Origin of the sequence: Paeniroseomonas aquatica (assembly GCF_030409335.1) — a bacterium.
Taxonomy (GTDB): Bacteria; Pseudomonadota; Alphaproteobacteria; order Acetobacterales; family Acetobacteraceae; genus Belnapia; species Belnapia aquatica.
On record NZ_JAUFPN010000204.1, the window covers coordinates 35,324 to 61,336 of the forward strand.

The following is a 26,013-nucleotide window of genomic DNA, read 5'->3' on the forward strand; positions in this document are numbered from 1 at the left end:
CTTCAATGGCGGCAAGACGGAGGGAGCCAGGACAATGACGGTGCTTGACCGCCGCAGCCTGCTCGCGGCCGCGCTGCTGCCGGCTGCGGCGCGCGCCGAGGAGGCCTGGCCCGCGCGCCCCGTCCGCCTCGTCATCCCCTTCGGCGCCGGCGGGCCGATCGATACCATCGGCCGGATGCTGGCGGAGCAGCTGCGCGAGCGGCTTGGCCAGCCCTTCGTCATCGACAACCGCCCCGGCGCGGGCGGCAGCATCGGCATCCGCGCGGTGGTGCAGGCGCCGCCGGATGGCAGCGCGCTGCTGCTGACCAGCGCCTCGCTGGCCAGCGTGCCCGCGCTCTACCCGGGGCAGGGGCTCGACCCGCGCAGCGCAATGACGCCGGTGAGCCTGGTCGCCGACGTGCCGACGGCGATGGTGGTCCGCGCCGATGGGCCTTTCGCCAGCGTGCAGGACGTGATCGCCGCGGCGCGGGCACGGCCGAATACGCTGACCTACGGCAGCGGCGGCGCCGGCTCCTCCAACCACCTCTCGGGCGCGCTCTTCGCCGGCGCGGCGGGGGTGCGGCTGGAGCACATCTCCTACCGTGGCGCCGCGCCGGCGATGATCGCGCTGCTGGCCGGGGAGATCGACATGGTCTTCGCCAGCACGGTCGAGACCCTGCCGCATGTCCGCGCCGGCCGCGTGCGGCTGCTGGGCGTAGCGACGGCGGAGCGCGTCGCCAGCCTGCCCGACACGCCCGCCATCGCCGAGATCGTCCCCGGCTATGTCGCGCTGAACTGGTACGCCATCGCCGCCCCACGCGGCCTGCCGGCGCCGATCGTGGCGAAGCTGGCCGAGACCCTGGCGGCGCTGCGCGACCTGCCGGAGCTGCGCGCCCGCTTCGCCGCCGCCGGGACCGAGCCGCTGCTGACCGGGCCGGAGGCGCTGGCGCGGCTGCTCGAGAGCGACGTGCCGAAATGGCAGCGGGTGGTGGCCGAGGCCGGCATCCGTGGTGAATAGGGAAGGGAACCAATCAATGAGCCGCACCGTGGGCCGCGTCCTGGCCGAGAGCCTGATCGCGCATGGCATCGACACCATCTGGATGGTGCCGGGCGAGAGTTTTCTGGGTTTGACCGATGCGCTGACCGATATCCCCGACCAGATGCGCCTCATCGTCTGCCGGCATGAGGGCGGCGCCGGCTTCATGGCCGTCGCCGATGGCCGCATGCGGGAGGGGCGCGCGGGCGTGCTGCTGGTCTCGCGCGGGCCGGGCCTGTCCAATGCCATGGTCGCGCTGCACACGGCACATCACGACGCGACGCCACTGGTGGTGCTGTGCGGCCAGGTGGAGCGCAAGGACTTCGGCCGCCTCGCCCTGCAGGAACAGAATTACGCGAAGCTGCTGGCCGACGTGACCAAGGACGTCATCGAGGTGAACGAGGTGGTGCAGGCGAGCGAAAGCATCGCCCGCGCCTTCCATCTGGCCGAAAGCGGCACGCCGGGCCCGGTCGCCGTCATCCTGCCCGAGGACATCTTCGACGAGCTCACCGATGCACCGGTGGCGAAGCCGCGCCCGCGCGTCTATGGCGGCGCCCGGGCCGAGGACCTCGACCAGCTGGCCTCGATGCTGGCCAGGGCCGAGCGCCCGCTGGTCTGGGTCGGCGGGGCGCTGGCCAATGCGACGGCCGGGACGCTGGCGGAACTGCAGCAGCTCGCGGAGCAATGGATGCTGCCGGTCTCGCCGACGCACCGGCGGCCGCAGCTCTTCGACAACACCCATCCCCACTACGGCGGCTACATGGGCATCCGCGTGCCTTCGGGGCTGATCGCCGAGATGCGGAAGGCCGACCTGCTGGTCAGCCTCGGCGAGCGCCTCACCGATTCCGTCAGCCAGTCCTACAGCTTCCCGACCGCACCCGACCCGCAGCTGCCGCTGGTCCATGTCTGGCCGGATGCCAATGAGATCGGCCGCGTCTTCCGCCCCGACCTCGGCATCGCCGCCGAGCCGGCCGATGTCATCCGCGCGCTGCTGCGGCGCGGCGCGCCGGCCGATGCGGCCAGGCGCCGCGGCTGGGTCGCCGGGCTGAACGGCATCCACCAGGGGCTGATGGCGCCGAACTGGGACAGCATGGCGGATGGGGTGAACTTCGCCGCCGTCTGCATCGAGATCGGCAAGCACATGGCGCCCGATGCCGCGGTCACCTCGGATGCGGGCAATTTCTCCTCCTTCATCCATCGCTATATCGGCTTCAGGCCGGGACAGAATTTCCTGTCCTCTGTCGTGGGCGCGATGGGCGCCGGCGTGCCGATGGCGGTCGCCGCCGCCATCCGCCGCCCGGGCAAGCAATCCATCGGCTTCGTCGGCGACGGCGGCGCGCTGATGAGCGGCAACGAGATTGCGACGGCCATGCAGTACGGGGCGACGCCGATCATCATCATCTCCGACAACAAGCGCTACGGCACCATCGGCATGCACCACGAGGTGCGCTACCCCAACCGCCCCTACGAATCCGCGGTGAAGCTGACCAACCCCGACTTCGCCGCCTGGGCCCGCGTCTTCGGTGCGGAAGGCATCACCATCTCCACCGAGGCCGAGGTCGAGGCGGGCATCGCCCGCGCCTTCGCCGTGCGCGGCAAGCCGGTGGTGGTGCATGTGCATACTTCCGCCGAGCAGATGAGCGCCTGGCGCCGCCGGGGCGCGGCGCGGGTGCACGGCTAATGCGCCGCCGCGCCCTATTGCTGGCCGGTCTCGCCGCGCCTGCGGTGGCGCGCGCCCAGACCACTTGGCCCGACCGGGCCGTGCGCATCGTCGTCCCCTATGCGCCGGGCGGCCCCTCCGACATCCTCGCCCGCACCCTCGGCGCGGCGTTGTTCGAGGCCTGGCGCCAGCCGGTGGTGATCGAGAACCGCCCCGGCGCCGGCAGCGCCATCGGCACCGAGGTGGTCGCCCGCGCCGCGCCGGATGGCCATACGCTGCTGCTCGGCGCCACGGCGCATGTCATGAACCCGGCGCTGATGCCGCGGCTGCCCTTCGACCCGGTGCGGGACTTCACCGCCATCATCAATGCCGCCTTCCATCCGATGGTGCTGGTGGAGCATCCGGCGGTCCCGGCGCGGGACGTGGCAGAGTTCGTCGCCCTGGCCCGCGCGACGCCGGGCGGCCTGACCATGGGCTCGGCGGGCGTCGGCAATGCCAGCCACCTGGCGACGGCGCTGTTCGCCGGCGTCGCCGGGATCGAGCTGACGCACGTGCCCTTCACCGGCGCGGCGCCGGCCCAGGCGGCGATCCTGGCGGGACAGGTGCAGGCGGGGTTCCTGAATTCCACCGTCGCGGTGCCGCAGATCCGGGGCGGCGCCCTGCGCGGCCTGGCGGTCGCGGATGCGAAGCGCTGGCGCGAACTGCCGGAGCTGCCGACCTTGGCGGAGCTCGGCTTCGCCGGGGCCGAGGCGGGGTCCTGGTACGGCATCCTCGGCCCCGCCGGGCTGCCGCAGGCGCGCGTCCTGCAACTCCATCGGGACATGCTGGCGGCGCTGCGCCTGCCCGCCGTCCGGGCGCGGATCATCGCCGCCGGCCTCGACCCGCTGGAGACCGGGCCGGAGGAATTCCAGGCCCAGCTCGGCGCCGAGGTGGCGAAATGGACCCGGGTGGTGCGCGAGGCCGGAATCAGGCCGGACTGAGCCTCACGCCTCGACGAAGACCCCGCCGTCCTCGACCTTCACCTTGTAGGTGGCGACGGGCACCTCGGCCGGCTCGTTCAGCGCCGCGCCGGTGCGGATATCGAAGCAGGCCTGGTGCAGCGGGCATTCCAGCTTGCCCTCCTCGCAATAGCCGTCCGACAGCAGCGCATACTCATGCGTGCAGATGTCGTTGACCGCGAAGATGCCATCCTCCAGCCGCACGACCGCGATCGAGAGATCGCCGACCCGCACCGGCAGCGGCATGTTCTCCATGAGGTCCGCCTCGTCGGCGATACGATGCCAAGCTGCCATGCTGCCCTAGACCTCCACCACGATGTAGCTGTCCTCGACCGAGACCGGGAAGGTCTCCGCCACGAAGGGACCCTTCGCCAGCGCATCCCCGGGCTCGACCGTGACCTGGTAGGTTCTGGCGCGGATGCTGTCCGGGTCGCAATAGCTCTGCCCGGTGCGGATGTCGAACTCCCAGCCGTGCCAGGAACATTGCAGCATCTCATGCGGCCGGGAGTAGAGGTACTGCCCCGGCTCCGTCGACTGCACCAGCCCGATCAGCTTGCCGGCGCAGAGGCTGCCGCCCTCGTGCGGGCAGCGGTCGGTCAGGGCGAAGTATTCGCCGGCGACATGAAACAGCGCGATCCGGCGGCCCTTCACCTCCACCAGCTTGCTGCCGTTCTCGGGTATGTCGCCGACCGAGGCGACGATGTGGCGGCTCATGGGGCCTTACTCCGGCCTGATGTTGGCGTCGCGGATGATGCGGCCCCAGCGCTGCCGCTCGCTCAGGATGATGGTGGCGAGGTCTGCCGGCGTGCCGCCCAGCACCCGGGCGCCGAGCCCGGCCAGCTTCTGCCCCGCCGCCGGATTGCGCAGCCAGTCGTTGACCGCCGCATTCAGCACCCCCACCACCTCGGATGGGGTGCGCGGCGGCGCCAACAGGCCGAACCAGCCCTAGATCTCGGCCCCGGCATAGCCCAGCTCCGCCAGGGTCGGCAGCTCGGGGGCCAGCGGCGTGCGGGTGGGGCTGGTCACCGCGATGCCGCGCACCTCGCCGCGCTGGACCATGCCGGCGGTCAGCGCGACATTCTCGAACATCAGGTTGATCCGCCCGGTCAGCAGGTCGGCCCGGACCGCGCCGCTGCCGCGGTAGGAGACATGCAGCAGGTCGATATCGGCCAGCCGCTTCAGCTGCTCCCCGGCCAGGTGCTGCGCCGTGCCCATGCCGGTGGAGGCGAAGTTCAGCTTGCCCGGCTGGGCACGGGCCAGCGCCACCAGCTCCGCCACCGAATGCACCGGCAGGGAGGGGTGGACCACCAGCATGTAGGGCGTGGCGGCGACCGGGGCGATGGGGGTGAAATCCGCCAGCGGGTCCCAGGCCAAGTTCGGGTACAGCGCCGGCAGCACCGCATGGGCGCTGGCGCAGAGCAGCAGCATGTGGCCATCGGGCGCGGCCCGGGCCACGGCCTCGGAGCCGATGATGCCGCTGGCCCCGCCGCGGTTCTCCACCACCACCGGGCGCGGCAGGCGCTCGGCCAGCGCCTCGGCCACCATGCGGCCGACCAGGTCGGTGGTGCCGCCGGCCACATAGGGGACGACGACGCGGATGGTCTGGCTCGGGTAGCCCGGCTGGGCGGACGCCAGGGCGGGCGCCGCCATCAGCCCCGCGAGCAGCCCACGGCGGGTGGTCACGAGAGCGACGCGACCGTCTGGATCATCTGCTCCCGCGTCGCCGCCGGCGCTGCCTCCGCCAGCCGCCCCACGGACTCGCCCTGCAGCGAGCAGCGCAGCATCAGCCGCGGCTGGGTCTGGTCGAAATCCGGCAAGGCGACGTGGCAGGTGCAGCGGTTGTCCCAGAGCACGATATCGCCGACCGACCAGCGGTGCCGGTAGACGAACTCCGGTGCGGTCGCATGGGCATTGAGGAAGTCGAGCAGCGCCGTGCTCTCCTCCTCGGAGAAGCCAAGGATGTGGCTGACCCGCTCCCCGGCCAGCAGCGACTTCCTGCCCGTGTCCGGATGCACGCGGACCATCGGATGCACCACCGCCGGGTTGCGCTGCTTCATGGCCTGCACGATCGCCGGGTCGCGCGCGCCGATGCCCTTCACCAGGGTCACGTCATGCACCGCCTCCAGCCCGTCGAGGATCGCCTGCATCTTCGGGCTCAGCGTCTCGTAGGCCATGGTCAGGTTGGCCCACATGGTATCGCCGCCCACGGGGGGCTTCTCCTGGCACAGCAGGAGGGAGCCCTTGGCCGGGCGCATGGTATAGGAGAGGTCGGTATGCCAGTTGCGCCCGGTGTTGCGGGTGCCGCTGGGCTTGCCGAGCCGGTGCTTGTTGGTCACCACCAGGATCTCCCGATGGCCCTCCAGCAGTGTCTCGGGCGCCTGGGAGTCATGGTCGTCGAGGGCGCCGAAATTGGCGGAGAAGGCGATGTGCTCCTCCGGCGTCAGCGGCTGGCCGGGGAAGACCAGCACCACATGCTTCAGCCAGGCATCGTAGAGCCGGCGGCGGGTGAGGTCATCGAGCGGCCGGCGCAGGTCGAGGCCGGTGACCGCGGCCCCCATGGCATAGCCGAGCGGGGTGATGGTCAGCTCGGGCATGATCGTGTCCTCCGGAGACTTTCCCGGAAGGCTAGTCCCGCGCCGCCGGCCTCGGCAACACCGCGCCAGCGGCCGGCGACAGGCTTGAACCGCGGCGGCGGGTCTGAAACCCTCGGATCTCCGCCCGGAGAACCCCCGCCATGCGACCGCTCGCCCTCGCCCTGGCTGCCCTGCTCGTCGCATCCCCGGCCCTGGCCGATTGGCAGTACACCCGCTGGGGCATGACACCGCAGCAGGTCGTCGCCGCATCGGGCGGCAGGGTCGTGCTGCTGCCGGAGGCGGAGCGCCCGCGGGTGCCGCCGCTGGTCACCGCCGCGCGCGGCGACTTCGCCGATGGCGCGCTGCTGCTGCGGACCGTCTTCTCCTTCGCCATCGCCGGCGGCGGGCTGGAATGCGTGACCTATGGCGTCCGCCGCCGCGAGGACGACGAGGCCTTCAAGGCCCTGCTCATCCGCCGCTTCGGCCCGCCGCAGACCACCGGCGGCCTGGCTATCCTGGGCATGACGCAGCTCGGCTGGAAGCTGGAGCGGGACGAGGTTGACGCCAGCTTCTCGAGGGATGATCCCGCCTATGCCATGCAGTGCCGGAAGGGCTGAGCAGCCCTGGCGTCAGGCCCTCTGCCGGGCGCTGCCGGGGTCGTTGGCGGCCGTCGGGACATTGCCCTGCCAGACCGCCATGGCGACGTACTCCACCGGGTCATGCGTGCAGAAGACCGCGAGCGGCGTCGGTTCGTCCTGGACCAGGGCGCGGACCCGGGCCTGGTTGGCCCGGCCCAGCCGCGCATCCCAGGCCATGATGCGCTCATAGGCCGCGGCGCCCGCCGGGCAGGCGGGCACGGCGGCATGGACCTCGGCACGGTTGAAGTAGCTGTCGCCGGCATGCAGCATCCAGCCGCGCGGCCCCTCGATGGCGACGCCGGCGTGGCCCGCGCTGTGGCCGGGCAGCGGCACCAGCAGGAATTCCGGCGGCAGGCCGTCGAGCTCGGTCACCGCGTCGAAGCCGAACCAGCGCCCGGCGGTGCGTTCCGGATAGCGGCGCCAGCGCCGCGTATCGCCCCATTGCACCGGGCGGTACCGGGCCCGGTCCAGCAGACCGCGGCGGGCGACGGCGGCGCGGGCCTCCGGCTCCATGACGTGCACCTGCGCCTCGGGGAAGTCGATCAGCCCGCCGGCATGGTCGAAGTCGAGATGCGTCATGATGATGTGCCGGACGTCGCGCGGCGACAGCCCGGCATGGCGCAGCCGCCGCAGCATCGTGCGGTCCGGGTCGAAGCGGAAGTTGAGGCTGGCGGTGTTCAGGACCGGCAGGCGCGACCAGGGATGCGCCATGTCGCGCATCCCGAGCCCGGTATCCACCAGCACGACGCCATGCGCCGCGGTCTCGATCGCTAGGCAGTGGCAGGTCAGCCGGCCGATGGCACCGGGGCTGACGCCATCCATCAGCGCGCCGCCGAGCGGCCGTGCCGGCCCGCAATCGAAATGGTGGATCCGCATGCCCTGCCTCCCGTCGTTCCCTGGGGCAACGGCGGCCGCGGGATGCGGTTGCCCTCAGCGGAGGGAGGGCAGCACCTCCGGCGTATTGGGCGCCCCGCCCGGCACCGTACCGAGCGGCGCGAGCGGCGAGGTATCCGGCGGGGCGAGCAGGGCCGGTGCCGGCGGCGCATCCGGCTTCGGATAGGTGCGGGGATAGATGATCTTCTCCTTCGGCCCCGGCGGGCGGGGCGGCCCGGCGCGGCCGCAGCCGGCCAGGGGTACCGCCAGGGCCAGCAGCACCACGATGCAGGCCTTCATGCCAGCCGCTCCTGCCACTCGGCGGCCATGCGCCGCACGTTCTCCGGCGAGGTGCCGCCATAGGAGGTGCGGGAGGCGACCGAGGCCTCCACCGTCAGCACCCCGTACAGCGCCTCGGTGATGCCCGGCTCCTCCGCCTGCAACTCGGCAAGCGTGAGCCCGGCGAGGTCGCAGCCGTGGGCCTCGGCCCTGGCGACCAGCCGGCCGGTGACGTGGTGGGCATCGCGGAAAGGCATCTTCAGCTCCCGCACCAGCCAGTCCGCCAGATCCGTCGCGGTGGAGAAGCCGGCGCCGGCGGCCTGCTGCAGGCGGGCCACGTCCGGCTGCATGTCGCGCACCATGCCGCCGACGGCGGCGAGGCAGAGGGTGAGGTTCTCGGCGGCGTCGAAGACGCCTTCCTTGTCCTCCTGCATGTCCTTGAAATAAGTCAGCGCCAGGCCCTTCAGCACGGTCAGCAGCCCGACCAGCGCCCCGGTCATCCGCCCGGTCTTGCCGCGCACCAGCTCCGCCGCATCCGGGTTGCGCTTCTGCGGCATGATCGAGCTGCCGGTGGTGAAGGCATCCGACAGCTTGACGAAGCCGAAGTAGGGGTTGGTCCAGATCACCACCTCCTCGGCGAAGCGCGAGAGGTGGGTCGCGCACATGGCGCAGCAGAACAGGAACTCGGCGGCGAAGTCGCGCGAGGCCACGCTGTCGAGGCTGTTCCGCGTCGGGCCGTCGAAGCCGAGCGCCGCGGCGGTCATGTGCCGGTCCACGGGGAAGCCGGTGCCGGCGAGCGCCGCGGCGCCGAGCGGGCTCTCGTTCATCCGCCGCCGGCAATCGGCCAGCCGCGACAGGTCGCGCGACAGCATCTCGACATAGGCCAGCATGTGGTGGCCGAAGGTCACCGGCTGGGCCGGCTGCAGGTGGGTGAAGCCCGGCATGGTGGTGCCCGCGTGCTGCGCGGCCTTGGCGACCAGCGCCCGCATCACGTCCTCGACCTGCGCCGAGAGCCCGTCGATCGCGTCCCGCACCCAGAGCCGCACGTCGAGCGCCACCTGGTCGTTGCGGCTGCGCCCGGTGTGCAGACGCTTGCCGGCCTCGCCGATCGAGGCGGTCAGCCGCGCCTCGATGTTCATGTGGATGTCCTCCAGCGCCTCGTCCCAGGGAAAGTCCCCGGCCTCGATCCGCCGGGCGATGTCGCCCAGGCCCTCGCGGATGGCGGCCTCGTCAGCGGCGGAGATGATCCCTACATGCGCCAGCATGGCGGCATGGGCGAGGCTGCCCTGGATGTCCTGGCGCCACATCTTGCGGTCGAAGCCGATCGAGGCGTTGATCGCCTGCATGATGGCTGAGGGACCGGCGGCGAAGCGGCCGCCCCATTGGGAGTTACTGGACACGATGGCGGCACTTTCCGGAATGCGGGCGACCCGCCGGGGGCTGGTCCTGGCGGTGGGCGGGACCCTAGCGGGGGCGGCGGCGGGGCGCAAAGCCCCATGGTCCGAAGCCCGGGCGGCGGGTGCCGCACGCCTGGCCGAGACGGGGCCGAAGCCGCTGCCCGAATTCGGCTTCCTCGATGCCGAGGGCAAGCCGCACACCATCGCGGATTTCTCCGCCAAGGGGTTGCTGATCAACCTCTGGGCCACCTGGTGCCCGCCCTGCGTGGCGGAGATGCCGGCGCTGGACCGCACCCAGGCGGCGCTGGCCGGGGAGGGGATCCAGGTGCTGGCGCTGTCCTCGGACCGCGGCGGCCGGGCGCAGGTGGAGGGCTTCTACCGCGACCGCGGCATCGGCCACCTCGGCGTCTGGCTGGACCCGCGCGGCGCGGCCAGCCGGGCGCTCGGCGTCCGCGGCCTGCCGACCACCATCCTGGTGGACCGCCAGGGGCAGGAGAGGGCGCGGGTCGAGGGCGACCTGGAGTGGGACGCACCCGCCATGCTGGCGACGATCCGCCGCCTGATCGGCCCTGCGGCCGTGCCCCCCGCCGATCCGCTGCAACCGGCCTGACCCGGCCGGCCCGGGTGAGCACCCCGCGGCCACGATCCACCCGGGGCGGCGCGCGTTACGCCTCAGGTCCAGGCGAGGACCCCGCCCGGCGCCTGGGCAGGCGGCTCAGGGTTCCAGCTTCACCCCGGTGCGCTCCACCACGGTGCGGAATTTCGCCACTTCCCGGGTCAGGAAGGCGCGGGCTTCGGCCGGGCCATTGGGCTCGGCCCAGGCCTCGACGCCGGCGGTCAGCAGCCGCTGGCGCAGCGCCGGCTCGGCGAGCGCGGCGACCAGCGCCTTGTTCAGCGCCTCCTGCACCGCGGCCGGCATGTTCGGCGGACCGAGGATGAGGTTCCAGGTGACCAAATCGTAGCCGGGGACGCCGGCCTCGGCCAGCGTCGGCAGCTCGGGGAAGGAGGGGAAGCGGCGGTTGCCGCTCACCGCGATCCCCCGCACCATGCCGTCGCGCACCTGCTGCGCGGCGGAGGCCAGCACGGCGATGCCGAACTGGCCCTCGCCCTGGAAGATCGCCGTCAGCATCTGCCCGCCGCTGCGATAGGGCACGTGGACGAAGCGGGTCTTGAGGTCGAGCGCCAGCATCTCGGGCGCCAGGTGCACGACGGCGCCGACGCCGGAGGTCGCATAGGTGTAGGTCTCCGGCGGGGCGGAGCGCAGGCGGTCCAGCACCTCGGGCGCCGTGGTCGCGGGGAAGTCCTTGTTCACCACCAGGATCAGCGGCGCGGTGCCGATGATGCCGAGGTGGGAGAAATCCTCGACCGGGTTGTAGCGCGTCCCGCCCACCAGCGCCGCCGGGGCGATGGCATGGGAGGAGCTCTCCACCAGCATGATGGTGTGGCCGTCCGGCGCCTGCCGCTTCAGCCATTCGCTGGCGATGATGCCGGCGGCGCCGGGGCGGTTCTCCACCACCACCCGCGCATCGCGGCCGAGGTGGACGCCGAGCCGGTCGGCCAGGATGCGGGCGGCGATGTCGGTCGAGCCGCCCGGGGCATAGCCGGTGACCAGGCTGATCGGCCGGTCCGGGAAGGCCTCGGCGGCGGAGGCGGCGACGGAAAGCAGGGCGGCGAGCAACAGGCGGCGCATGCGGATGATTCTTCCTTGATGGGTCAGGCTTGCGCCAGCAGCTCGGGCGGGGTGCGGCCGGGCACCGGCCCCATCAGCCCGAGGTCGATCGCGGTGCGATAGACCATGGCGGCGAAGCCCCGGCCGCGGGCGAGGGCGGTGAGCTTCAGCCGCGCCGCCGGTTCCGCCACCAGCCGCGCCAGCGCGGCGTCGTCCTCGGCCAGCGGCAGGCTGGGGATGACCGGGCCGCGCTGCGCCGGGGTGTCCTGCAGCAGCCGCTCCACCACCCGGGAATCGAGCGAGACCACGGCCCCGCAGGTCATCGGCAAATCCTCCTCGGGAAAGGCGATGCGGGCCCCGACCAGCGCGCCGGGCGCCCGGTTGCGGTCGAGGAAGCGGTCCCAGATCACCAGCGGCTCGCCGCCCGGGAAGGCCTCCGCCATGACCCCGCCCTCGGGATGCGGGCCGAGGATGCGCCAGAGCCCGAACTCGGCCACCGCCAGGGCGCCGAGCAGGCGGTATTCGTCGCTGCCGGGCGGCGGCGCCTCGGCCCGCGCCTGGCGGTCGATCGCCCGGCCATGCTCGCCCAGCGGGTCCAGCACGCCGAGGTCGAAGATGGCGGCGAGCTGCATCTCATCCGCCGGCCGCACCTGCTTGCCGTCCCAGAGCGTCAGCGCCCGGGCTTGCTGGGCGAGGCTGGCCAGCGGGATGCGCTTCGAGGCGGCGGTCAGGATGCGCCGCCGCAGCGCCGCATAGCGGCCGTAGCGGGCCGCCGCGGTCAGGTCCTCGGACATGGCGTCAGTTCGGGACCGTGACGCCGAGGCTGCGGGCGCAGGCGACGATGCTGGCCCAGGTATCCGGCTGCAGCGGCACGCCCTTGGCGAGGCGCTCGGCCTTCAGCCGCGCCTCCGGCTCGCCGGGCGCCAGCACCTCGCCGCCCGGGACGATCGGCTTGCAGGTCCTGACCCAGGCCACGTAGTCCTCGGCGGTCTTCAGGAATTCGGCCGGCGAGCCGAAATGCTTCGGCGAGATGTAGATCGACAGCATGCCGTTGGCGATCCGCGCCCGCTTGGTCACCGGGCCGGAGGAGCCGCCGCCGGTGAAGGCGCCCGCCAGCAGGTCGCAGACGAGGGCGAGGCCGGAGCCCTTGTGCTCGCCGAAGGCGCGGATGGCGCCGAGCCCGTTCGAGGAATTGCGCGGGCCGATCTGGTCGTAGTCGCCGTAGAGGGTATGCGGGTCCGAGGACAGGGTCCCGTCCGGCTCCACCAGCGCGTCGTGCGGCAGCGCCTTGCCGCCGTTGCTGGCGACCAGCACCTTGCCCTCGGCGACGAGGGAGGTGGCGAAGTCCAGCACCACCGGCGGGCTGGTCGGCACGCCGACGCAGAAGGGGTTGGTCGAGAAGCGCCGCTCGGTGCCGCCGAAGGGCGCCACCAGCACGCTGCCGGCGACGTTGACGAAGTGGATCGAGATCAGCCCGGCCTCGATCGCCTGCTCGGCATAGGCGCCGATCCGGCCGACATGCCCGGCGTTGCGCAGCGCGATGATGGCGGTGCCATGCTGCTGCGCCCGCTCGATGCCCAGCGCCGCGGCCTGCGGCGCGACCGTCTGGCCGAAGCCGAAATGGCCGTCGAGCACGGCGAAGGCGCCGCCATCGGTAACCACCTCGGCCTGCTGCCCGGCGATGACGTAGCCCGCCTGCTGCCATTCCACGTAGCGCGGCACCCGCGCCACGCCATGGCTGTCATGCCCGGCGAGGTTGGCGCCGAGCAGGTGATGCGCGATGCGGTCGGCTTCCGCCGGGTCGCAGCCATTGGCGCGGAAGATGTCGCCGACGACGGCGGAGAGGGTTTCGGCGCCGATCAGCACCGGGGTATAGCTTGCCATGGCACGATCCTAACGGGGTCCGCGGGTGCCGGCTACAGCACCAGGTCGGTCTGCGGGTCGATCAGGTGCATCTGGTCCATGTCGACCGCCATCGGCACCCGCTGCCCGGGCGAGACCTCGACCGCGGGGTCGAAGCGGGCGCAGATCTCGTGCCCCTGCATCCAGAAATGCAGCAGCGTCTCCATGCCCATCGGCTCCACCACCTCGGGCGCCGCCTCGAAGACCGCGACATTGGCGCGGTGCTCGGTCTGGCGGGTCTCGGTCAGGTGCTCGGGCCGGATGCCGAAGAGCACGTCCTTCCCCGCATGCGGTGCATAGCGGGCGGTACGGGCGGCGGGGATGGGCAGCCTGATGCCATCGGGCAGGTGCAGGGTCAGCGCCGCGCCGTTGCCCTCGAGCTTCGCTGGCATGAAATTCATCGAGGGGCTGCCGATGAAGCCGGCGACGAAGCGGGTCCGCGGGTGATGATAGAGCTCCTGCGGCGGCCCGACCTGCTCGATGTTGCCGTGGTTCATCACCACCACCCGATCGGCCAGGGTCATCGCCTCGATCTGATCGTGGGTGACGTAGATCGTCGTGGTCTTGACCGTCTGGTGGACCTTCTTGATCTCGGTCCGCATCTGCACCCGGAGCTTGGCGTCGAGGTTCGACAGCGGCTCGTCGAACAGGAAGACCGCCGGGTCGCGCACGATGGCGCGGCCCATGGCGACCCGCTGCCGCTGCCCGCCCGAGAGCGCCTTCGGCTTGCGGTCGAGCAGCATGCCGATGTCGAGGATCTTCGCCGCATTCTCGACCCGGCGCTTGATCTCCGTCTTGTCGAACTTCCGCAGCATCAGCCCGAAGGCCATGTTGTCGTAGACCGTCATGTGCGGATAGAGCGCGTAGTTCTGGAACACCATGGCGATGTCCCGGTCGCGCGGCGGCACGTCGTTGACGATGGAGCCGCCGATGTCGATCTCGCCGGAGGAGATCTCCTCGAGGCCGGCGATCATCCGGAGGGTGGTCGACTTGCCGCAGCCGGAGGGCCCGACCAGCACCACGAACTCATGGTCGGCGATGTCGAGGTCGATCCCCTTCACCGCCTGCACGCCGCCTTCGTATTCCTTGACGATCTTCCGCAGATGGACCTGTGCCATGTGACGCCTAACCCTTGGTCGCGCCGGCGGTGAGGCCGGCAATGTAGTAGTCCATGAGGAAGGCGTAGACGACCACCGGCGGCAGCGCCGCCATCAGCGCGCCCGCCATGATCTGCCCCCAGGCGAAGGTATCGCCGCGGATGAGCTGGGAGACGACGCCGATGGTCAGCGGCATCTGGTCCGGCGTGGTGACGAAGGCGGTCGGGTAGACGAAGGCCGCCCAGGAGACGGTGAAGGCGAAGATCGTCGCCGCGATGATGCCTGGCAGGGCCACGGGGATGAAGATCTTGGTCAGCATCTGCATCCAGTTGGCGCCGTCGATCAGCGCCGCCTCGTCCAGCTCCTTCGGGATGGACGCGAAGTAGCCGATCATGATCCAGGTGCAGAAGGGCACCGTCAGCGTCGGGTAGATCAGCACCAGCCCCCAGATGCTGTTCAGCAGGCCGAGCCCGCCGACGATCTGATACAGCGGGATGAACAGCAGCGTGTCCGGCACCAGGTAGGTGAGGAACACCCCGGTCGCCAGCATCTGGCTGCCCCAGAACTTCATCCGGGCGAGCGCGAAGGCCGCCAGCACCGAGACCACCATCGAGATGATGACGACACAGACGGTGATGATGATGCTGTTCCAGAAGAAGCCGCGGAACAGCGGGTTGTTGATCAGCTCGATGTAGTTCTCGAGGGTCGGCGCCTTCACCAGCCAGGGGTTGCCCGAGAGGTTGGAGATCTCGGCACTCGACTTCAGGCTGGTCACCAGCATGTAGAAGGGCGGCGCCAGGAAGATGATGCAGGCGATGATGAGCGAGGCATAGGCGACCCACAGCGCCCAGCGCCGCTCGGACCGCAGGCTGCCGAGCTTGCGCCCGGTGTAGCTGGCCGGGATGGCGGTGGCCGACATCACATCTGCTCCTTGTTGCGGCGGTTGATGCCGCGCAGGATGAAGTAGGCGAAGATCGCCAGCACCGGGAACATGAACAGGCTGACCGCGGCGCCGCGCGGCAGGTTGCCGGAGAGGATGCCGACCTGGAAGGCGTAGGAGGCGAAGACCTGCGTCATGTCGCGCGGCCCGCCGTTGGTCAGTACCCGGACGATGTCGTAGTTGGCGAAGGTCACGATCAGGCTGAACAGCACGGTGATGCTGATGATGTTCTGCATCATCGGCAGGGTGACGTAGCGCAGCCCCTGCCAGCCGGTCGCGCCGTCGATGGCGGCGGCTTCATACAGCTGGTCCGGCACCGACTTCAGCGCCGCCAGGTACATGATCATGAAGAAGGGAGAGCCATACCAGACGTTCACCATGATGACCGAGATGCGCGCCCACCAGGGCTCGCCCAGCCAGGGCACCGAGGGCACCGCGAAGATGTTGAGGATCCAGTTGATCGAGGAATAGCTGGGGTCGAACATCCACCACCAGCCGAGCGTCGACAGCGCCGGCGGGATGACCCAGGGCACCAGCAGCATGCCGCGCCACTTCCGCTGCCCCTTGGCCGGGATGGCGTGCAGCATATGCGCCAGCCAGAAGCCGATCAGCGCCTTGGCCACGACCGCGCCGATGGCGAAGATGCAGGACTGCCAGATCACCGCCCGGAAGGTGTCGTTCTCCAGCAGGATCTCGAAATTGCCGAGGCCGATGTTAGCCGTCATCCGCCGGTTCAGCGTCGACAGGTACATCGCATAGGCCGCCGGATAGGCGACCAGCCCGCCGATGATGGCGATCAGCGGCAGGGTCATCAGGAAGGCGATGGTGCTCCGCCGGCGGGCGAAGCGCTGCAGCGTCGAGGCGCGGCCATGCCCGGCCGGCCTCGCTTCGGCGACGACGAGTGTGCCGTCAGCGGCCATGATGTGATCTCCTCAACGCTGCGGCGCAGCGGCGGGGCGGCACCGGCCACCCCGCCCTTGGATGATGGTCAGCCGCCGCGGACGATGGTGCTCAGCTCGCGCTCGAGCCAGCCGAGCGCCTGGTCCATCGTGTCGCCGCCCTGGGCGACCCGGGCGATGACCTTGGTGTTCAGCGCCTGGACGTACATCTGAGCGGCGAATTCGCCGGGCGCCGGGGAGAAGGCGACCGAGGGCTTCGCGTTGTGATGCGCCTTCAGCGGGTAGTTGAAGACCGTGCCGGTCGGCGGGCCCTCGGTCTGCCAGATCTTGAAGTCGCTCATGCTGGCAAACGGCGGGATGTCGTAGCCCGCGGTCTGGCTGGTCAGCGCCTCGGCCTGCGGCCGCTCGCTCAGGTGCTCGAGCAGCGCCTTGGCGGTGGTCTTGTTGCGGCCGAAGTTCCAGATGCCCGACGTCCAGGGCAGGTAGGCGAGGTAGCGCCCCTCCGGCCCGGCTGGCATCGGCACGGTCCAGCATTTCTCGGCGACCTGCGGCTGGTCGCGCTTGGCGACGGCCCAGGCCGACGGCGGGTTGAAGACCAGCGCCGACTTGCCCGAGATCAGCGCCCGGTTGTTCGAGGCATCGTCCCAGGCCCAGACGTCGTTCGGCAGGAACTTGGACAGCTTCACCGCATATTCGATGGCGGTGCGCAGCTTTGCATTGCCGCGGACGGTGGGCTTGCCCTTCTCGTCCATCATCGAGGCGCCGTAGCTGGCGAACAGCGCGCCGATCATGTCGACCGCATCGGTGAAGGCGCCCATCGGCAGGCCGAAGGGCACGCCGGCCTTCTGGCACTTCTCGGCGGCCATCAGGAAGGTGTCCCAGGTCCAGGTCTCGGCGCCCGGGCCGGCCTTGTCCTCGGCAGGCCACATGGCGCGGATATCGATGCCCGCATGCTCCTGCAGCAGGTCGTAGCGGACGCAGGCCGGCTTGTTCTGGCTGCCGGAGACCGCCGGGACGCCGCGCCAGGCGCCGTCGCGCTTGGCGAGATATTCGGAGACGGGGCTGATCGGGCCGTACTTGGCGATCAGCCGGTTGATCACGTCATCCACCGGCTCGAGCACGCTGGCATAGGAGCCGACGTCCCAGGGGGCGAGGGAGATGATGTCATGGCCGCTCTTCGACTGCGCCTGGGCGGCGCCGGCGAGCTGGAGCTGGTTGCCGGTGGTGTTGATGAAGTCGAGCGTGACCTCGACCCGGTTCTTCTCGCTCCATTCCTTGACCAGCTTGCGCATGGCGTCGTTGCCGGTCGGGACCCAGTGGTCCCAGAAGGCGACCCGCAGGCTGCCGCCGGTGCCCTGGGCATGCACCATCGGCGCCGAGAGCGCACCCGCCGCGATCACGCCAGCGCCCGAACGCAGCACGTTGCGCCGGCTCAATCCTTGGATTGGCATTCCTGTTCGTCCTTCCCACGCGGCGGGGTTATCCCCGCCGGCTTCCCTGCATGGACCTGTCCCGGCCCCAGAGGCCAAGCTACCCGCTGCCGGGGAGGGCTGACAACGGGTCCAGAGGGCTGGTGGCGGTATTGTGGGGGGCGGCCGGGGCCGCGGGAACATTCCCGGGGGGGCGCCGTTGGGGCCGAGCCATCCGAAGCGGAGGAATGAAGACCCATGCGCACCATTACCGCCCTGTTCGATTCGCGCCCCGAGGCCGAGCGGGCCGTCGAGACCCTGGTCCAGCAGCTCAACCTGCCGCGGGAGAAGATCCAGGTGCTCGCCGCCGGCGCCGAGAATGCCACCGCCGGCACCGACGAGAAGCGGAGCGAATCCCATCACGGCTTCAAGGCCGCTGGTGGCGCGGTGCCCGGCATCATGGTCTCCCTTCTGGTGCAGGACGACCAGGCCGCCGCCGCTCGGGACGCCCTGGCCGAGAACGGCGGCCGGACCGACGGCCCCGACGCGAGCGCCTGAGCCACCCGGCCGGGTCGCCTGCCGGCGGCCTGACCAGGGGACCTTGGGTCTGCCGGAGGCCGCCGCGCCGTGCCATCCTGCGCAGGCCGCTTCGAAAGGCTCGCCGCATGACCCAGGCCCCCACCTACGCCGACGTGCAGGCCGCAGCCCAGCGGCTGCACGGCCGGATCGTCCGCACGCCGATGCTGCGCCATCCGCTGCTCGATGCGCTCACCGGCGGCACCATCCTGGTGAAGCCCGAGCCCCTGCAGCGCACCGGCAGCTTCAAGCTGCGCGGCGCCACCAATGCGGCGCTGCTGCTGGGCCCGGCGGCGCGGCGCGGCGGCATCGCCACCCATTCCTCCGGCAACCACGGCCAGGCGACGGCCTGCGCCGCGCATATGCTGGGCATGCCCGCGGTCGTCGCCATGCCGGCCGACGCCCCCGCCATCAAGGTCGAGAGCACCCGCCGCTGGGGCGCCGAGGTGGTCTTCTTCGACCGCCATGCCACGGACCGGGAGACGCTGGCCGCGACGCTGGCGGCCGAACGCGGCGCCACCGCCATCCCGCCCTTCGACCACCCGGATGTCATCGCCGGCCAGGGCACGCTGGCGATCGAGCTCGCCGAGGATGCCGCCGCCGAGGGCCTCGCCCTCGAGGGCTTCGCCGCCTGCACCGGCGGCGGCGGGCTGATCGCCGGCTGCGCCCTGGCGCTGGAGGCACTCGCCCCGGCGGCCGAGCTCTGGGCGGTGGAGCCGGAGGGCTGGGACGACACGCGGCTCAGCCTCGCCGCCGGCCGGCGCATCGCCAATGACGGCACCGGCCCGGGGCTGTGCGATTCCCTGCTCTCGAAGCAGCCGGGCGCCATCACCTTCCCGATCAACCTCGCCCGCCTCGCCGGCGGCGTGGCGGTGGATGAGGCGGAGGTCTTCCACGCCATGCGCTTCGCCTTCGAGCACCTGAAGATCGTCGCCGAGCCCGGCGGCGCGGTGGCGCTGGCGGCGCTGCTGGCCGGCAAGCTGGATGCCAGGGGACGCTGCTTCGGCCTCGTCATCAGCGGCGGCAACGTGGACCCGGCGGTCTTCGCCCGGGCCCTGCAGGCCGCGCCGGCGGCGGCCTGATGCCGGGCCTGCCGCTCGGCCTGCATCGCCAGCCGATCCTGCTGGCGGCGGCAGCCGTGGGGGTGGCGGTCGGGGGCCTCGCCCGGCTTTTCGGCCTGCCCTGGCCGAGCGCGGTGCTGTCTGGCTGGTGCGCCACGGTGCTGGCGCATATCGGCCCGACCTGCGCGCTGATGCTGCACGCGACCCCGGAGTCGATCCGCCGCCGCGCCGAGGAGCTGGACGAGGGCGAGGCGGCGGTGCTGGGCGCCACCCTGGCGGCGGCCATCGCCTCGGTCGGCGCGGTCTTCTGGTACCTTGCCTCGGGCGAGGGGCCGGCGACGCCGCGGCAGGTGGTGCTGGCGCTGGCCACCATCAGCCTCTCCTGGGTCTTCGTGCACATGCTCTTCGCGGTGCGCTACGCGCATGAATACTGGCAGGCCGGCGGCGGCCTCGACTTCCCCGGCGACGAGCGGCCGGAGTACGGCGAGTTCCTCTATTTCGCCTTCACCATCGGGATGACCTTCCAGACCTCGGATGTCGCGGTCAGCCGGCGCCTGCTGCGCCAGCTCACGCTGATCCACGCCCTGGTGTCCTTCCTGTTCAACGCGGTGATCCTGGCGGTCGCGGTGAACCTCGCCGCCAGCCTGGCCGGCTGAGCCGCCGCGGTGACGGAACCCGCCGCGCAGCCGGGCCCCGCCGGCATGCCGCACGCCGGTCGTCCCGATAGGACGGCGGGCGTTTCCTACGTGCTGACGGTGTTCAACAAGCGGCCCTTCCTGCCGCTGGTGCTGCCCGCCATCCTGGCGGAGCAGCGATCGACCGGCGGCGAGATCATCCTGGTGGACGACGGCTCGGACGACGGCTCCGCCCGGCAGCTCGAGGAATTCGCCGCCCGCTGCCCGGCGGTGCGGGTGCTGCGCCAGCGCAATGCCGGGGTCGCCAGCGCCAGCAACCTCGGCCTCGCCGCCGCCGGGCAGCCGCTGGTCCGCCTGCTGGATGCCGATGACGTGCCGGTGCCCGGCAGCACGCGGCGGCTGCAGGCGGCCCTGGAGGCGACGGATGCCGACCTCGCCTATGGCGGGATGCTGCGCTACCACCTCGGCCAGCCGCTGCCGGCCATGCCGCCGCCGGTGGTGGGGATGGCCTGGGCGCTGGTTCCGCGGGCGCTGCGGGCGGTGCTGACCAACAACGAGATCGTCCCCAGCACCACGCTGGTCCGCCACCGGGCGCTGGATGCGGTGCTGCCGCTGGTCGAGGACATCCGCACCGCCCAGGACTTCCAGCTCGCCGCCCGGCTGGCCCAGCGCGGCGCGGTGGTGCGGCTGGGCGGCGCCCCGGTCTGCTGGTTCGCCGCCGCCGCGGGCAACCGGCTCTCGGCCAGCGTCGGCCGGATGTATGCCGACACCTGCCGGCTGGTCGGCCGGCACCTCGACGGGCCCTTCGCCTGGCCGGCGGCGGAGGCGCAATTCGCCGCCCGCCGCAACGCCGCCCGGACCCGCCGCTTCGCCCGCCGCCACCTGCGGCTCGGCTGGCGGCAATGGCTCGACCTGGAGGCGCTGGCCTGGCGCGTCCGGCTGCCGGGGTACCGGCCCTGCCGCGCCGACCTCGCCTTCCTCGCCGGGATCTACGGCGAGTAGCCGGCCGGCCCGTCAGCCATGCGCCATCCGGCCGCGCTCGGCCGAGGCCCAGCCGTGGTTGTGCACCAGCCCGTCGTCGAAGCCGGGCTCCTCCGGATGCGCGCCCATGGCCCGGGCGACCAGCCCGCCCTGGTCCCCGGCGGGGGCGAAGGTGGTCGGCGCCTGGCGCGCCCAGCCATGCGAATGCACCAGGCCATCGTCGTAGTTGTCGTGCGACATGGAAGCCTCCTGTCTTCGGGTGGGGGTTCAGTGTGCGGCGGCGAATTGCGCCGCCTCGGTGCTGGTCGCCAGCGCGGTGGTGCTGGAATGCCCGCCCGCGGCGGCGGTGGCGATGGCGTCGAAATAGCCGACACCCACTTCGCGCTGGTGCCGGACGGCGGTGAAGCCCTCGGCCTCGGCGGCGAATTCGGCCTGCTGCAACTCGCTGTAGGCGCCCATGCCGCGCTCGGCATAGCCGCGGGCCAGCCTGAACATGCTGAGGTTCAGGCTGTGGAAGCCGGCGAGCGTGACGAACTGGAATTTGTAGCCCATGGCGCCCAGCTCGCGCTGGAATTTCGTCGCCGCCTCGATCCCCATCTTGCGCTGCCAGTTGAAGCTGGGAGAGCAGTTGTAGGCCAGCATCTTGCCGGGGAAGTCGCGGTGGATCGCCTCGGCGAAGGCCCGGGCATCGTCGAGGTCGGGGTCGGAGGTCTCCCACCACAGCAGGTCGGCATAGGGCGCATAGGCCAGGCTGCGGGCGATGGCGTATTGCTTGCCGCAGCCGGGGCGGATGCGGTGGAAGCCCTCCGGCGTGCGGTCGTTGCCGATGAAGGGGCGGTCGCGCTCGTCGACGTCGCTGGTGAGGAGCTGCGCCGATTCGGCATCCGTCCGGCAGAGCAGCACGGTCGGCACGCCCTCGACGTCGGCGGCGAGGCGGGCGGCGTTCAGGGTGCGGATATGCTGGCTGATCGGCACCAGCACCTTGCCGCCGAGATGGCCGCACTTCTTCTCGGAGGCCAGCTGGTCCTCGAAGTGGACGCCGGCGGCGCCGGCATCGATCATCGCCCGCATCAGCTCATAGGCGTTGAGCGCGCCGCCGAAGCCGGCCTCCGCGTCCGCCACGATCGGCGCCATGTAATGCGTCCGGTCCTGGCCGCCTTCCTGCACCGCGATCTGGTCGGCCCGGCGCAGCGCGTTGTTAATGCGGCGGACCACCTCGGGGACGCTGTCGACTGGATAGAGCGACTGGTCCGGGTACATGGTGCCGGCGGTATTGGCATCCGCCGCGACCTGCCAGCCACTGAGGTAGATGGCCTGGAGCCCGGCCTTGACCTGCTGCAGCGCCTGCATGCCGGTCAGCGCGCCGAGCGTCGTCACCTGCGGCTCGGTCTTCAGCAGCTGCCACAGCCGCCGGGCGCCGCGGTCGGCCAGGGTATGGGCGACGCGGAAGCTGCCGGCGAGGCGGGCGACATCCTCGGGCGTGTAGTCCCGGCGGATGCCGTCGAAGCGGCCGGGCTCGGGCCGGTCGCCGCCATGGCTGCCATCGGGGGCGTGAATGGGGGTAGGGGTCGGTCGCATCGCAATCCTCCAGGCCTGTCGGCTGGAGTGAAGATTTCACTCGGCTGGGTGTTTTGCATCCGCTTTCCGGCCGAGGCTCTGGCAAACATGTCGATGGTTTCGCTATGATGCCCTCGATTCAGTAAATGGAGTAAAGTCATGGCCCGGGCGCTGATCGGCCGGACGGTGCGCCGGCTCCGGCAGGAGAAGGGGCTGGCGCAGCAGGCGCTGGCCGCCCGCCTCGGCATCTCCGCCAGCTACCTGAACCTGATCGAGCACGACCAGCGCGCCGTCACCGCCACCCTGCTGATCAAGCTGACCGAGGCGCTCGAGGTCGACATCGCCGCGCTCTCGGGCCTGCGGGAGAAGGCGTTGGAGACCGGGCTGCGGGAGGTGCTCTCCGACCCGCTGCTCGGCCTCGACCAGGTGCCGGAGGAGGAGATCGCCACCATCGCCGGCAGCGCGCCGAACGCCGGCCGCGCCATGCTGGCGCTGTACCGCGCCTGGCGGGTGGCGCGGGAGGACAGTGGCGGCATCGCCCTGCCGACCGGCCGGCGCATCCTGCTGCCGACCGAGGAAGCCCGCGACTTCTTCCACGACCGCGCCAACCACTTCCCTGTGCTGGAGGCCAAGGCCGAGGCGATCGCCGCCGAGATGCGGGTGATGGCGCCCTCCGAGATGAACCACGCCGTCGCGCAGCGCCTGCGGGACAAGCATGGGCTGGTGGTCGCCGTCACCGCCCTGGCGCATGCGCTGCGCCGCTACGACCCGGCCGGGCGGCGGCTCGAGCTCTCCGAGGCGCTGCCGCGGGAGAGCCGCGGCTTCCACCTCGCCTTCCAGCTCATGCTGCTGGAGGCGGGGGAGGCGGTGCAGGCGGCGCTCGGCGGCTTCGAGCCGAGCAGCCCGGAGGCCGCGGCGCTCATCCGCATCGGGCTGCTGAACTACGCCGCCGGGGCGCTGCTGATGCCCTACCTGCCCTTCGCCACCGCCGCCCGCGACCTGCGGCACGACGTGGAGGCGATGGCCGCCCGCTTCGGGGTGAGCTTCGAGCAGGCCTGCCACCGGCTGACTACGCTGCAGCGCGACGGCGCCCGCGGCGTGCCCTTCTTCTTCCTGCGGGTCGACCCCGCCGGCAACGTCGACAAGCGCTTCAGCGCCGCCGGCTTCCCCTTCGCCCGCTTCGGCGGCTCCTGCCCGAAGTGGATCGTCCACCACGGCTTCGCCACGCCGGGGACGGTGCAGGTGCAGCTGGCACAGCTGCCGGATGGCGGGACCTTCCTCTGCTTCGCCCGCACCGTGCAGGGGGCGCCGACCCGCTGGGGGGAGCCGGCGGCGGTGCATGTGGTGGCGATGGGCTGCGACCTCAGCCGGGCGCCGGAGGTGATCTATGGCGACGGGCTGGACCTGGAGCGGGCGATGGTCGGCATCGGCCTGTCCTGCCGCCTCTGCGACCGGATGGACTGCCGCAGCCGCGCCTTCCCGCCGCTCGAGCACCGGCTCGCGCTGGACCCCATGGTGACCAGCGCCTCGCCCTACCAATTCAAGCCGGCGAAACGCTGACCGGCGCCGCAAGGCGCGTGCCAATAACAGTCCCATCGCGATTTATGTCTCCGGCAGTGCGGATATCACGAACTGGCACTTGACCGCGGGGCGCTGTACCGCGACCTTTGGCGCTCGTCTCAATTCGGCTTCCGTGAAGCCTTGAGGCAGGCCGTGCACCGAGGATGGGGCGCGGCTTAAGGAGCACCCGAGAGTTTCCGACATGGCCAAGAACGAGAGCTGGCGCCCCCGTAAGCCCCGCAAGCGCGGCTTCGACGACGATACCCCCGAATTCGGTGGAAGCAGCGGAGGCTGGGCACCCCCCCCGCCGTCCTTCGCGACCGGCGGTCCCCCGATCATCCGATCGCCCTCCGTCTTCGCCTCCGGGCCGGAGCTGAAGGCGACGGTCAAGTGGTTCAACCCTGAGAAGGGGTTCGGCTTCGTCGAACTCGGCGATGGTTCGGGCGATGCATTCCTGCACGTCTCGGTCCTGCAGCGGGTTGGCGCGGATGCCGTGAACCCCGGCGCGGGGCTGCGAATCCGCGTCGGCCCCGGGCAGAAGGGCCAGCAGGTCACCGAGGTGCTGGAGATCACCAGCCAGGGCGACGCGACGCCCGCGCCGCGCGGCGCCCCGGCCGGCGGCGGCTATGCCGATCGCGGCGGCGACCGTGGCGGCTTCGGCAGCCCGCGGCCGCCGCGCCCGCCCATGGGCGGTGGCGGCGGCTTCGCGCCGGTGGGTGACGCGGAGGAGATGCGCGGCACCGTGAAGTGGTACAGCGCGGAGAAGGGCTTCGGCTTCGTCTCCCCGGATGGCGGCGGGCGTGACGTCTTCGTCCATGCCACCGCGCTCGAGCGCAGCGGCCTCACGCCCCTGGCCGAAGGCCAGGCGGTGAACATGAAGGTCGTGCAGGGCAAGAAGGGTCCGGAAGCGGCGACGCTGACCAAGGACTGAGACCCGAACCCCGGGCCGCCGCGTGCGGCCCGGGGCTTCAGCGGCACCGCCGTTGCGCCTGCCCGGATGGTCGGCATATCACTGTGCCGGGGCGTTGAATCGATCCGGGGATCCAAAGAATGCTGTTGCGGCGCGAGCGGGCGATGACGTCGATCGCCATCATGCTGGACGTGGCCTTCCATGCCGGCCGCACCGAAGCGGTCAGTGCCGCCGATATCGCCGAACGGCTGGGCCAGGCCCGGCGCGGCATCGAACCCGTATTGCAGGCCCTGTCGCGGGCCGGGCTGCTCGACAGCCTGCGTGGTCCCAAGGGCGGCTACCGGCTCGGCCGGCCGCCGCGCGACCTGCGCCTGGCCGAGGTGGTCGCCGCCGCTCTGGACGAGGATGCCCCGGCCGAGGTCCAGGCCGGGCGGCTGCAGGCGGTGGTGGTGGCGCCGCTCTGGGGCGAGATGGAAGCGCTCTGCCGGGAGCACCTGACCCGGCTGACGGTGGCCGACCTGATCAAGCGGGCGGCGGCGGCGGGGGTGAAGCGCCCGGCGGTGGAGCCGCTGAACTTCGTCATCTGAACGGCGCCCAGGCGTCCTCAATTCGGCTCAATTCCGCTAAATTTCCCTCAATTCCGGCCTGTTTTGCCGACCCAAGCCTTTGACTGCGCTCGAATTCGAGTGGATCCGGAGGCTCTGCCCCTTGGCGCCGGACACGATCCGGAATTAGGAAAATCATCCTAGTGTCGCCCCGGTCCGGATGCAAGGTTTTCGGCTTCGCGGCCCGCCAGGGACCGCCATACTGCGGGACGCAACCGAGGAAGCCCCGTCCATGGCCCGTGTCCGCAGCATCGCTCCGGAGGAACTCCCCGGCGACCTCGCCGCCATCTACCGCGAATTCGCCGGCGATTACGGCCCCTTCGCCAACCAGGTCGCGGTCTTCGCGCATGTGCCGGCGGCGCTGCGCCACCTGATGCCGATGCTGCTGGAACTGCGGGCCGCGGCGACGCTGCCGAAGCGCTACCTCGAGATCGCCATCGTCGTCGTCTCCAACCTCAACGCCTGCCACTACTGCGTGGCGCATCACAAGCCCTTCCTGGCGGTGACCGGCCTGTCGGAGGGCGGGATCGACCGGATCATGGACTGGCAGGAGCACCCGGAGCTGGATGCGACCGACAAGCTGGTGGTGGAATACGCGATCGCCGCCTGGGAGAATTCCAGCCGCATCCCGGAAGCACTGTTCCGCCGGCTGCGCGCCGCCTTCACCGAGGCGCAGATCGTGGAATTGACCCTGCGCATCACCCTCTGCGGCTTCTTCAACCGCTTCAACGACGCCATGGGCATCGAGGAGGAGGCCGAGGTCCGCGCGGCGGAATAGA

Annotated in this window: 28 protein-coding genes and 1 pseudogene; 13 read left to right on the forward strand and 16 right to left on the reverse strand. The window is 71.4% G+C overall.

All coding sequences use genetic code 11. The features are described from left to right. Positions 1-34: 34 nt before the first annotated feature. The 3 genes from QWZ14_RS27525 to QWZ14_RS27535 are packed head-to-tail and all read left to right on the forward strand — an operon-like array spanning position 35 to position 3,655. Positions 35-997, forward strand: a complete 963-nt coding sequence (locus QWZ14_RS27525; protein ID WP_290320249.1) for a Bug family tripartite tricarboxylate transporter substrate binding protein — start codon at positions 35-37, stop codon at positions 995-997. A gap of 16 nt (positions 998-1,013) precedes the next feature. After that, a complete protein-coding gene (locus tag QWZ14_RS27530) occupies positions 1,014-2,696 on the forward strand; it encodes a thiamine pyrophosphate-dependent enzyme (RefSeq protein ID WP_290320250.1) in 1,683 nt (560 codons plus the stop codon). Next, on the forward strand, positions 2,696-3,655 hold the full coding sequence (locus QWZ14_RS27535; protein WP_290320251.1) for a tripartite tricarboxylate transporter substrate binding protein: 960 nt from the start codon (positions 2,696-2,698) through the stop codon (positions 3,653-3,655). Before QWZ14_RS27530 ends, QWZ14_RS27535 begins: the two co-directional genes overlap by 1 nt. 3 nt (positions 3,656-3,658) lie before the next feature. On the opposite strand, the gene QWZ14_RS27540 is transcribed toward QWZ14_RS27535, so the two are convergent. The 4 genes and pseudogenes from QWZ14_RS27540 to QWZ14_RS27555 all read right to left on the reverse strand — a co-directional run bounded on the left by QWZ14_RS27540 (position 3,659) and on the right by QWZ14_RS27555 (position 6,267). Beyond that, complete coding sequence (locus QWZ14_RS27540) at positions 3,659-3,967, reverse strand: non-heme iron oxygenase ferredoxin subunit (protein WP_290320252.1); 309 nt, start codon at positions 3,965-3,967, stop codon at positions 3,659-3,661. 6 nt (positions 3,968-3,973) lie between these two features. Continuing rightward, complete coding sequence (locus QWZ14_RS27545) at positions 3,974-4,387, reverse strand: Rieske (2Fe-2S) protein (protein ID WP_290320253.1); 414 nt, start codon at positions 4,385-4,387, stop codon at positions 3,974-3,976. Between the two features lie 6 nt (positions 4,388-4,393). After that, positions 4,394-5,323 (reverse strand): annotated as a pseudogene (locus QWZ14_RS27550) (Bug family tripartite tricarboxylate transporter substrate binding protein). 29 nt (positions 5,324-5,352) lie between these two features. After that, complete coding sequence (locus tag QWZ14_RS27555; protein ID WP_290320254.1) at positions 5,353-6,267, reverse strand: TauD/TfdA dioxygenase family protein; 915 nt, start codon at positions 6,265-6,267, stop codon at positions 5,353-5,355. A gap of 140 nt (positions 6,268-6,407) precedes the next feature. Between QWZ14_RS27555 and QWZ14_RS27560 the strand changes: the two genes are divergently transcribed. Next, complete coding sequence (locus tag QWZ14_RS27560) at positions 6,408-6,863, forward strand: hypothetical protein (protein ID WP_290320255.1); 456 nt, start codon at positions 6,408-6,410, stop codon at positions 6,861-6,863. 12 nt (positions 6,864-6,875) lie between these two features. On the opposite strand, the gene QWZ14_RS27565 is transcribed toward QWZ14_RS27560, so the two are convergent. From QWZ14_RS27565 to argH, 3 genes are read right to left on the reverse strand one after another with little or no spacing between them, the layout of a single operon-like run. Next, entirely contained in the window at positions 6,876-7,760 is an 885-nt protein-coding gene (locus QWZ14_RS27565) for an MBL fold metallo-hydrolase (RefSeq protein WP_290320256.1), read from the reverse strand. A gap of 54 nt (positions 7,761-7,814) precedes the next feature. Further along, positions 7,815-8,057, reverse strand: a complete 243-nt coding sequence (locus tag QWZ14_RS27570; RefSeq protein WP_290320315.1) for a hypothetical protein — start codon at positions 8,055-8,057, stop codon at positions 7,815-7,817. Then, positions 8,054-9,436 (reverse strand): argininosuccinate lyase, encoded by a 1,383-nt coding sequence (gene argH / locus QWZ14_RS27575; protein WP_353959352.1) that lies wholly within the window; start codon positions 9,434-9,436, stop codon positions 8,054-8,056. Before argH ends, QWZ14_RS27570 begins: the two co-directional genes overlap by 4 nt. A gap of 1 nt (position 9,437) precedes the next feature. On the opposite strand from argH, the gene QWZ14_RS27580 reads away from it, so the two are divergent. Further along, the gene (locus QWZ14_RS27580) at positions 9,438-10,043 is read left to right on the forward strand and encodes a TlpA family protein disulfide reductase (RefSeq protein WP_290320257.1); all 606 of its coding nucleotides are present in this window, start codon (positions 9,438-9,440) and stop codon (positions 10,041-10,043) included. A gap of 105 nt (positions 10,044-10,148) precedes the next feature. Here QWZ14_RS27580 and QWZ14_RS27585 read toward each other — a convergent pair whose 3' ends face one another. The 7 genes from QWZ14_RS27585 to QWZ14_RS27615 all read right to left on the reverse strand — a co-directional run bounded on the left by QWZ14_RS27585 (position 10,149) and on the right by QWZ14_RS27615 (position 17,391). Further along, the gene (locus QWZ14_RS27585) at positions 10,149-11,123 is read right to left on the reverse strand and encodes a Bug family tripartite tricarboxylate transporter substrate binding protein (RefSeq protein WP_290320258.1); all 975 of its coding nucleotides are present in this window, start codon (positions 11,121-11,123) and stop codon (positions 10,149-10,151) included. 23 nt (positions 11,124-11,146) lie between these two features. Then, complete coding sequence (locus QWZ14_RS27590) at positions 11,147-11,896, reverse strand: hypothetical protein (RefSeq protein WP_290320259.1); 750 nt, start codon at positions 11,894-11,896, stop codon at positions 11,147-11,149. 4 nt (positions 11,897-11,900) lie between these two features. Next, on the reverse strand, positions 11,901-12,986 hold the full coding sequence (locus tag QWZ14_RS27595) for a malate/lactate/ureidoglycolate dehydrogenase (RefSeq protein WP_290320260.1): 1,086 nt from the start codon (positions 12,984-12,986) through the stop codon (positions 11,901-11,903). A gap of 32 nt (positions 12,987-13,018) precedes the next feature. Then, on the reverse strand, positions 13,019-14,122 hold the full coding sequence (locus QWZ14_RS27600) for an ABC transporter ATP-binding protein (protein WP_290320261.1): 1,104 nt from the start codon (positions 14,120-14,122) through the stop codon (positions 13,019-13,021). Positions 14,123-14,129: 7 nt separating this feature from the next. Continuing rightward, positions 14,130-15,020 carry a carbohydrate ABC transporter permease gene (locus QWZ14_RS27605; protein WP_290320262.1) on the reverse strand — a complete coding sequence of 297 codons (891 nt, stop codon included), beginning with the start codon at positions 15,018-15,020 and terminating at the stop codon, positions 14,130-14,132. Then, a complete protein-coding gene (locus QWZ14_RS27610) occupies positions 15,020-15,961 on the reverse strand; it encodes a carbohydrate ABC transporter permease (protein WP_290320263.1) in 942 nt (313 codons plus the stop codon). Before QWZ14_RS27610 ends, QWZ14_RS27605 begins: the two co-directional genes overlap by 1 nt. 68 nt (positions 15,962-16,029) lie before the next feature. Further along, a complete protein-coding gene (locus tag QWZ14_RS27615) occupies positions 16,030-17,391 on the reverse strand; it encodes an ABC transporter substrate-binding protein (RefSeq protein WP_290320264.1) in 1,362 nt (453 codons plus the stop codon). 216 nt (positions 17,392-17,607) lie between these two features. On the opposite strand from QWZ14_RS27615, the gene QWZ14_RS27620 reads away from it, so the two are divergent. From QWZ14_RS27620 to QWZ14_RS27635, 4 genes are all read left to right on the forward strand, one after another. After that, a complete protein-coding gene (locus QWZ14_RS27620) occupies positions 17,608-17,907 on the forward strand; it encodes a hypothetical protein (RefSeq protein WP_290320265.1) in 300 nt (99 codons plus the stop codon). A 107-nt stretch (positions 17,908-18,014) separates the two neighbouring features. Further along, positions 18,015-19,007 carry a threonine ammonia-lyase gene (locus QWZ14_RS27625; RefSeq protein WP_290320266.1) on the forward strand — a complete coding sequence of 331 codons (993 nt, stop codon included), beginning with the start codon at positions 18,015-18,017 and terminating at the stop codon, positions 19,005-19,007. Continuing rightward, positions 19,007-19,642 (forward strand): DUF1345 domain-containing protein, encoded by a 636-nt coding sequence (locus QWZ14_RS27630; RefSeq protein WP_290320267.1) that lies wholly within the window; start codon positions 19,007-19,009, stop codon positions 19,640-19,642. Before QWZ14_RS27625 ends, QWZ14_RS27630 begins: the two co-directional genes overlap by 1 nt. A gap of 9 nt (positions 19,643-19,651) precedes the next feature. After that, complete coding sequence (locus tag QWZ14_RS27635; protein ID WP_290320268.1) at positions 19,652-20,623, forward strand: glycosyltransferase family 2 protein; 972 nt, start codon at positions 19,652-19,654, stop codon at positions 20,621-20,623. A gap of 12 nt (positions 20,624-20,635) precedes the next feature. Here the strand turns inward: QWZ14_RS27635 and QWZ14_RS27640 are convergent, their stop codons facing one another. Beyond that, positions 20,636-20,842, reverse strand: a complete 207-nt coding sequence (locus tag QWZ14_RS27640; protein ID WP_290320270.1) for a hypothetical protein — start codon at positions 20,840-20,842, stop codon at positions 20,636-20,638. Positions 20,843-20,869: 27 nt separating this feature from the next. Continuing rightward, entirely contained in the window at positions 20,870-22,180 is a 1,311-nt protein-coding gene (gene aceA / locus QWZ14_RS27645) for an isocitrate lyase (protein WP_290320271.1), read from the reverse strand. A 138-nt stretch (positions 22,181-22,318) separates the two neighbouring features. Here aceA and QWZ14_RS27650 point away from each other — a divergent pair, with 138 nt between their 5' ends. The 4 genes from QWZ14_RS27650 (at position 22,319) to QWZ14_RS27665 (ending at position 26,012) form a co-directional block, all read left to right on the forward strand. Further along, the gene (locus QWZ14_RS27650; RefSeq protein WP_290320272.1) at positions 22,319-23,719 is read left to right on the forward strand and encodes a helix-turn-helix domain-containing protein; all 1,401 of its coding nucleotides are present in this window, start codon (positions 22,319-22,321) and stop codon (positions 23,717-23,719) included. A gap of 202 nt (positions 23,720-23,921) precedes the next feature. Next, complete coding sequence (locus tag QWZ14_RS27655) at positions 23,922-24,650, forward strand: cold-shock protein (RefSeq protein ID WP_290320273.1); 729 nt, start codon at positions 23,922-23,924, stop codon at positions 24,648-24,650. Between the two features lie 119 nt (positions 24,651-24,769). Continuing rightward, entirely contained in the window at positions 24,770-25,216 is a 447-nt protein-coding gene (locus QWZ14_RS27660; RefSeq protein WP_290320275.1) for an RrF2 family transcriptional regulator, read from the forward strand. A 250-nt stretch (positions 25,217-25,466) separates the two neighbouring features. Next, positions 25,467-26,012 carry a carboxymuconolactone decarboxylase family protein gene (locus QWZ14_RS27665; RefSeq protein WP_290320276.1) on the forward strand — a complete coding sequence of 182 codons (546 nt, stop codon included), beginning with the start codon at positions 25,467-25,469 and terminating at the stop codon, positions 26,010-26,012. Position 26,013 lies beyond the last annotated feature (1 nt).

Bases quoted from the DNA above. Each gene is read 5' to 3' on its own strand.
- QWZ14_RS27525 (WP_290320249.1), top strand. From the start codon at position 35: ATGACGGTGCTTGACCGCCGCAGCCTGCTCGCGGCCGCGCTGCTGCCG.
- QWZ14_RS27530 (WP_290320250.1), top strand. From the start codon at position 1,014: ATGAGCCGCACCGTGGGCCGCGTCCTGGCCGAGAGCCTGATCGCGCAT.
- QWZ14_RS27535 (WP_290320251.1), top strand. From the start codon at position 2,696: ATGCGCCGCCGCGCCCTATTGCTGGCCGGTCTCGCCGCGCCTGCGGTG.
- QWZ14_RS27540 (WP_290320252.1), bottom strand. From the start codon at position 3,967: ATGGCAGCTTGGCATCGTATCGCCGACGAGGCGGACCTCATGGAGAAC.
- QWZ14_RS27545 (WP_290320253.1), bottom strand. From the start codon at position 4,387: ATGAGCCGCCACATCGTCGCCTCGGTCGGCGACATACCCGAGAACGGC.
- QWZ14_RS27555 (WP_290320254.1), bottom strand. From the start codon at position 6,267: ATGCCCGAGCTGACCATCACCCCGCTCGGCTATGCCATGGGGGCCGCG.
- QWZ14_RS27560 (WP_290320255.1), top strand. From the start codon at position 6,408: ATGCGACCGCTCGCCCTCGCCCTGGCTGCCCTGCTCGTCGCATCCCCG.
- QWZ14_RS27565 (WP_290320256.1), bottom strand. From the start codon at position 7,760: ATGCGGATCCACCATTTCGATTGCGGGCCGGCACGGCCGCTCGGCGGC.
- QWZ14_RS27570 (WP_290320315.1), bottom strand. From the start codon at position 8,057: ATGAAGGCCTGCATCGTGGTGCTGCTGGCCCTGGCGGTACCCCTGGCC.
- QWZ14_RS27580 (WP_290320257.1), top strand. From the start codon at position 9,438: ATGGCGGCACTTTCCGGAATGCGGGCGACCCGCCGGGGGCTGGTCCTG.
- QWZ14_RS27585 (WP_290320258.1), bottom strand. From the start codon at position 11,123: ATGCGCCGCCTGTTGCTCGCCGCCCTGCTTTCCGTCGCCGCCTCCGCC.
- QWZ14_RS27590 (WP_290320259.1), bottom strand. From the start codon at position 11,896: ATGTCCGAGGACCTGACCGCGGCGGCCCGCTACGGCCGCTATGCGGCG.
- QWZ14_RS27595 (WP_290320260.1), bottom strand. From the start codon at position 12,986: ATGGCAAGCTATACCCCGGTGCTGATCGGCGCCGAAACCCTCTCCGCC.
- QWZ14_RS27600 (WP_290320261.1), bottom strand. From the start codon at position 14,122: ATGGCACAGGTCCATCTGCGGAAGATCGTCAAGGAATACGAAGGCGGC.
- QWZ14_RS27605 (WP_290320262.1), bottom strand. From the start codon at position 15,020: ATGTCGGCCACCGCCATCCCGGCCAGCTACACCGGGCGCAAGCTCGGC.
- QWZ14_RS27610 (WP_290320263.1), bottom strand. From the start codon at position 15,961: ATGGCCGCTGACGGCACACTCGTCGTCGCCGAAGCGAGGCCGGCCGGG.
- QWZ14_RS27615 (WP_290320264.1), bottom strand. From the start codon at position 17,391: ATGCCAATCCAAGGATTGAGCCGGCGCAACGTGCTGCGTTCGGGCGCT.
- QWZ14_RS27620 (WP_290320265.1), top strand. From the start codon at position 17,608: ATGCGCACCATTACCGCCCTGTTCGATTCGCGCCCCGAGGCCGAGCGG.
- QWZ14_RS27625 (WP_290320266.1), top strand. From the start codon at position 18,015: ATGACCCAGGCCCCCACCTACGCCGACGTGCAGGCCGCAGCCCAGCGG.
- QWZ14_RS27630 (WP_290320267.1), top strand. From the start codon at position 19,007: ATGCCGGGCCTGCCGCTCGGCCTGCATCGCCAGCCGATCCTGCTGGCG.
- QWZ14_RS27640 (WP_290320270.1), bottom strand. From the start codon at position 20,842: ATGTCGCACGACAACTACGACGATGGCCTGGTGCATTCGCATGGCTGG.
- aceA (WP_290320271.1), bottom strand. From the start codon at position 22,180: ATGCGACCGACCCCTACCCCCATTCACGCCCCCGATGGCAGCCATGGC.
- QWZ14_RS27650 (WP_290320272.1), top strand. From the start codon at position 22,319: ATGGCCCGGGCGCTGATCGGCCGGACGGTGCGCCGGCTCCGGCAGGAG.
- QWZ14_RS27655 (WP_290320273.1), top strand. From the start codon at position 23,922: ATGGCCAAGAACGAGAGCTGGCGCCCCCGTAAGCCCCGCAAGCGCGGC.
- QWZ14_RS27660 (WP_290320275.1), top strand. From the start codon at position 24,770: ATGCTGTTGCGGCGCGAGCGGGCGATGACGTCGATCGCCATCATGCTG.
- QWZ14_RS27665 (WP_290320276.1), top strand. From the start codon at position 25,467: ATGGCCCGTGTCCGCAGCATCGCTCCGGAGGAACTCCCCGGCGACCTC.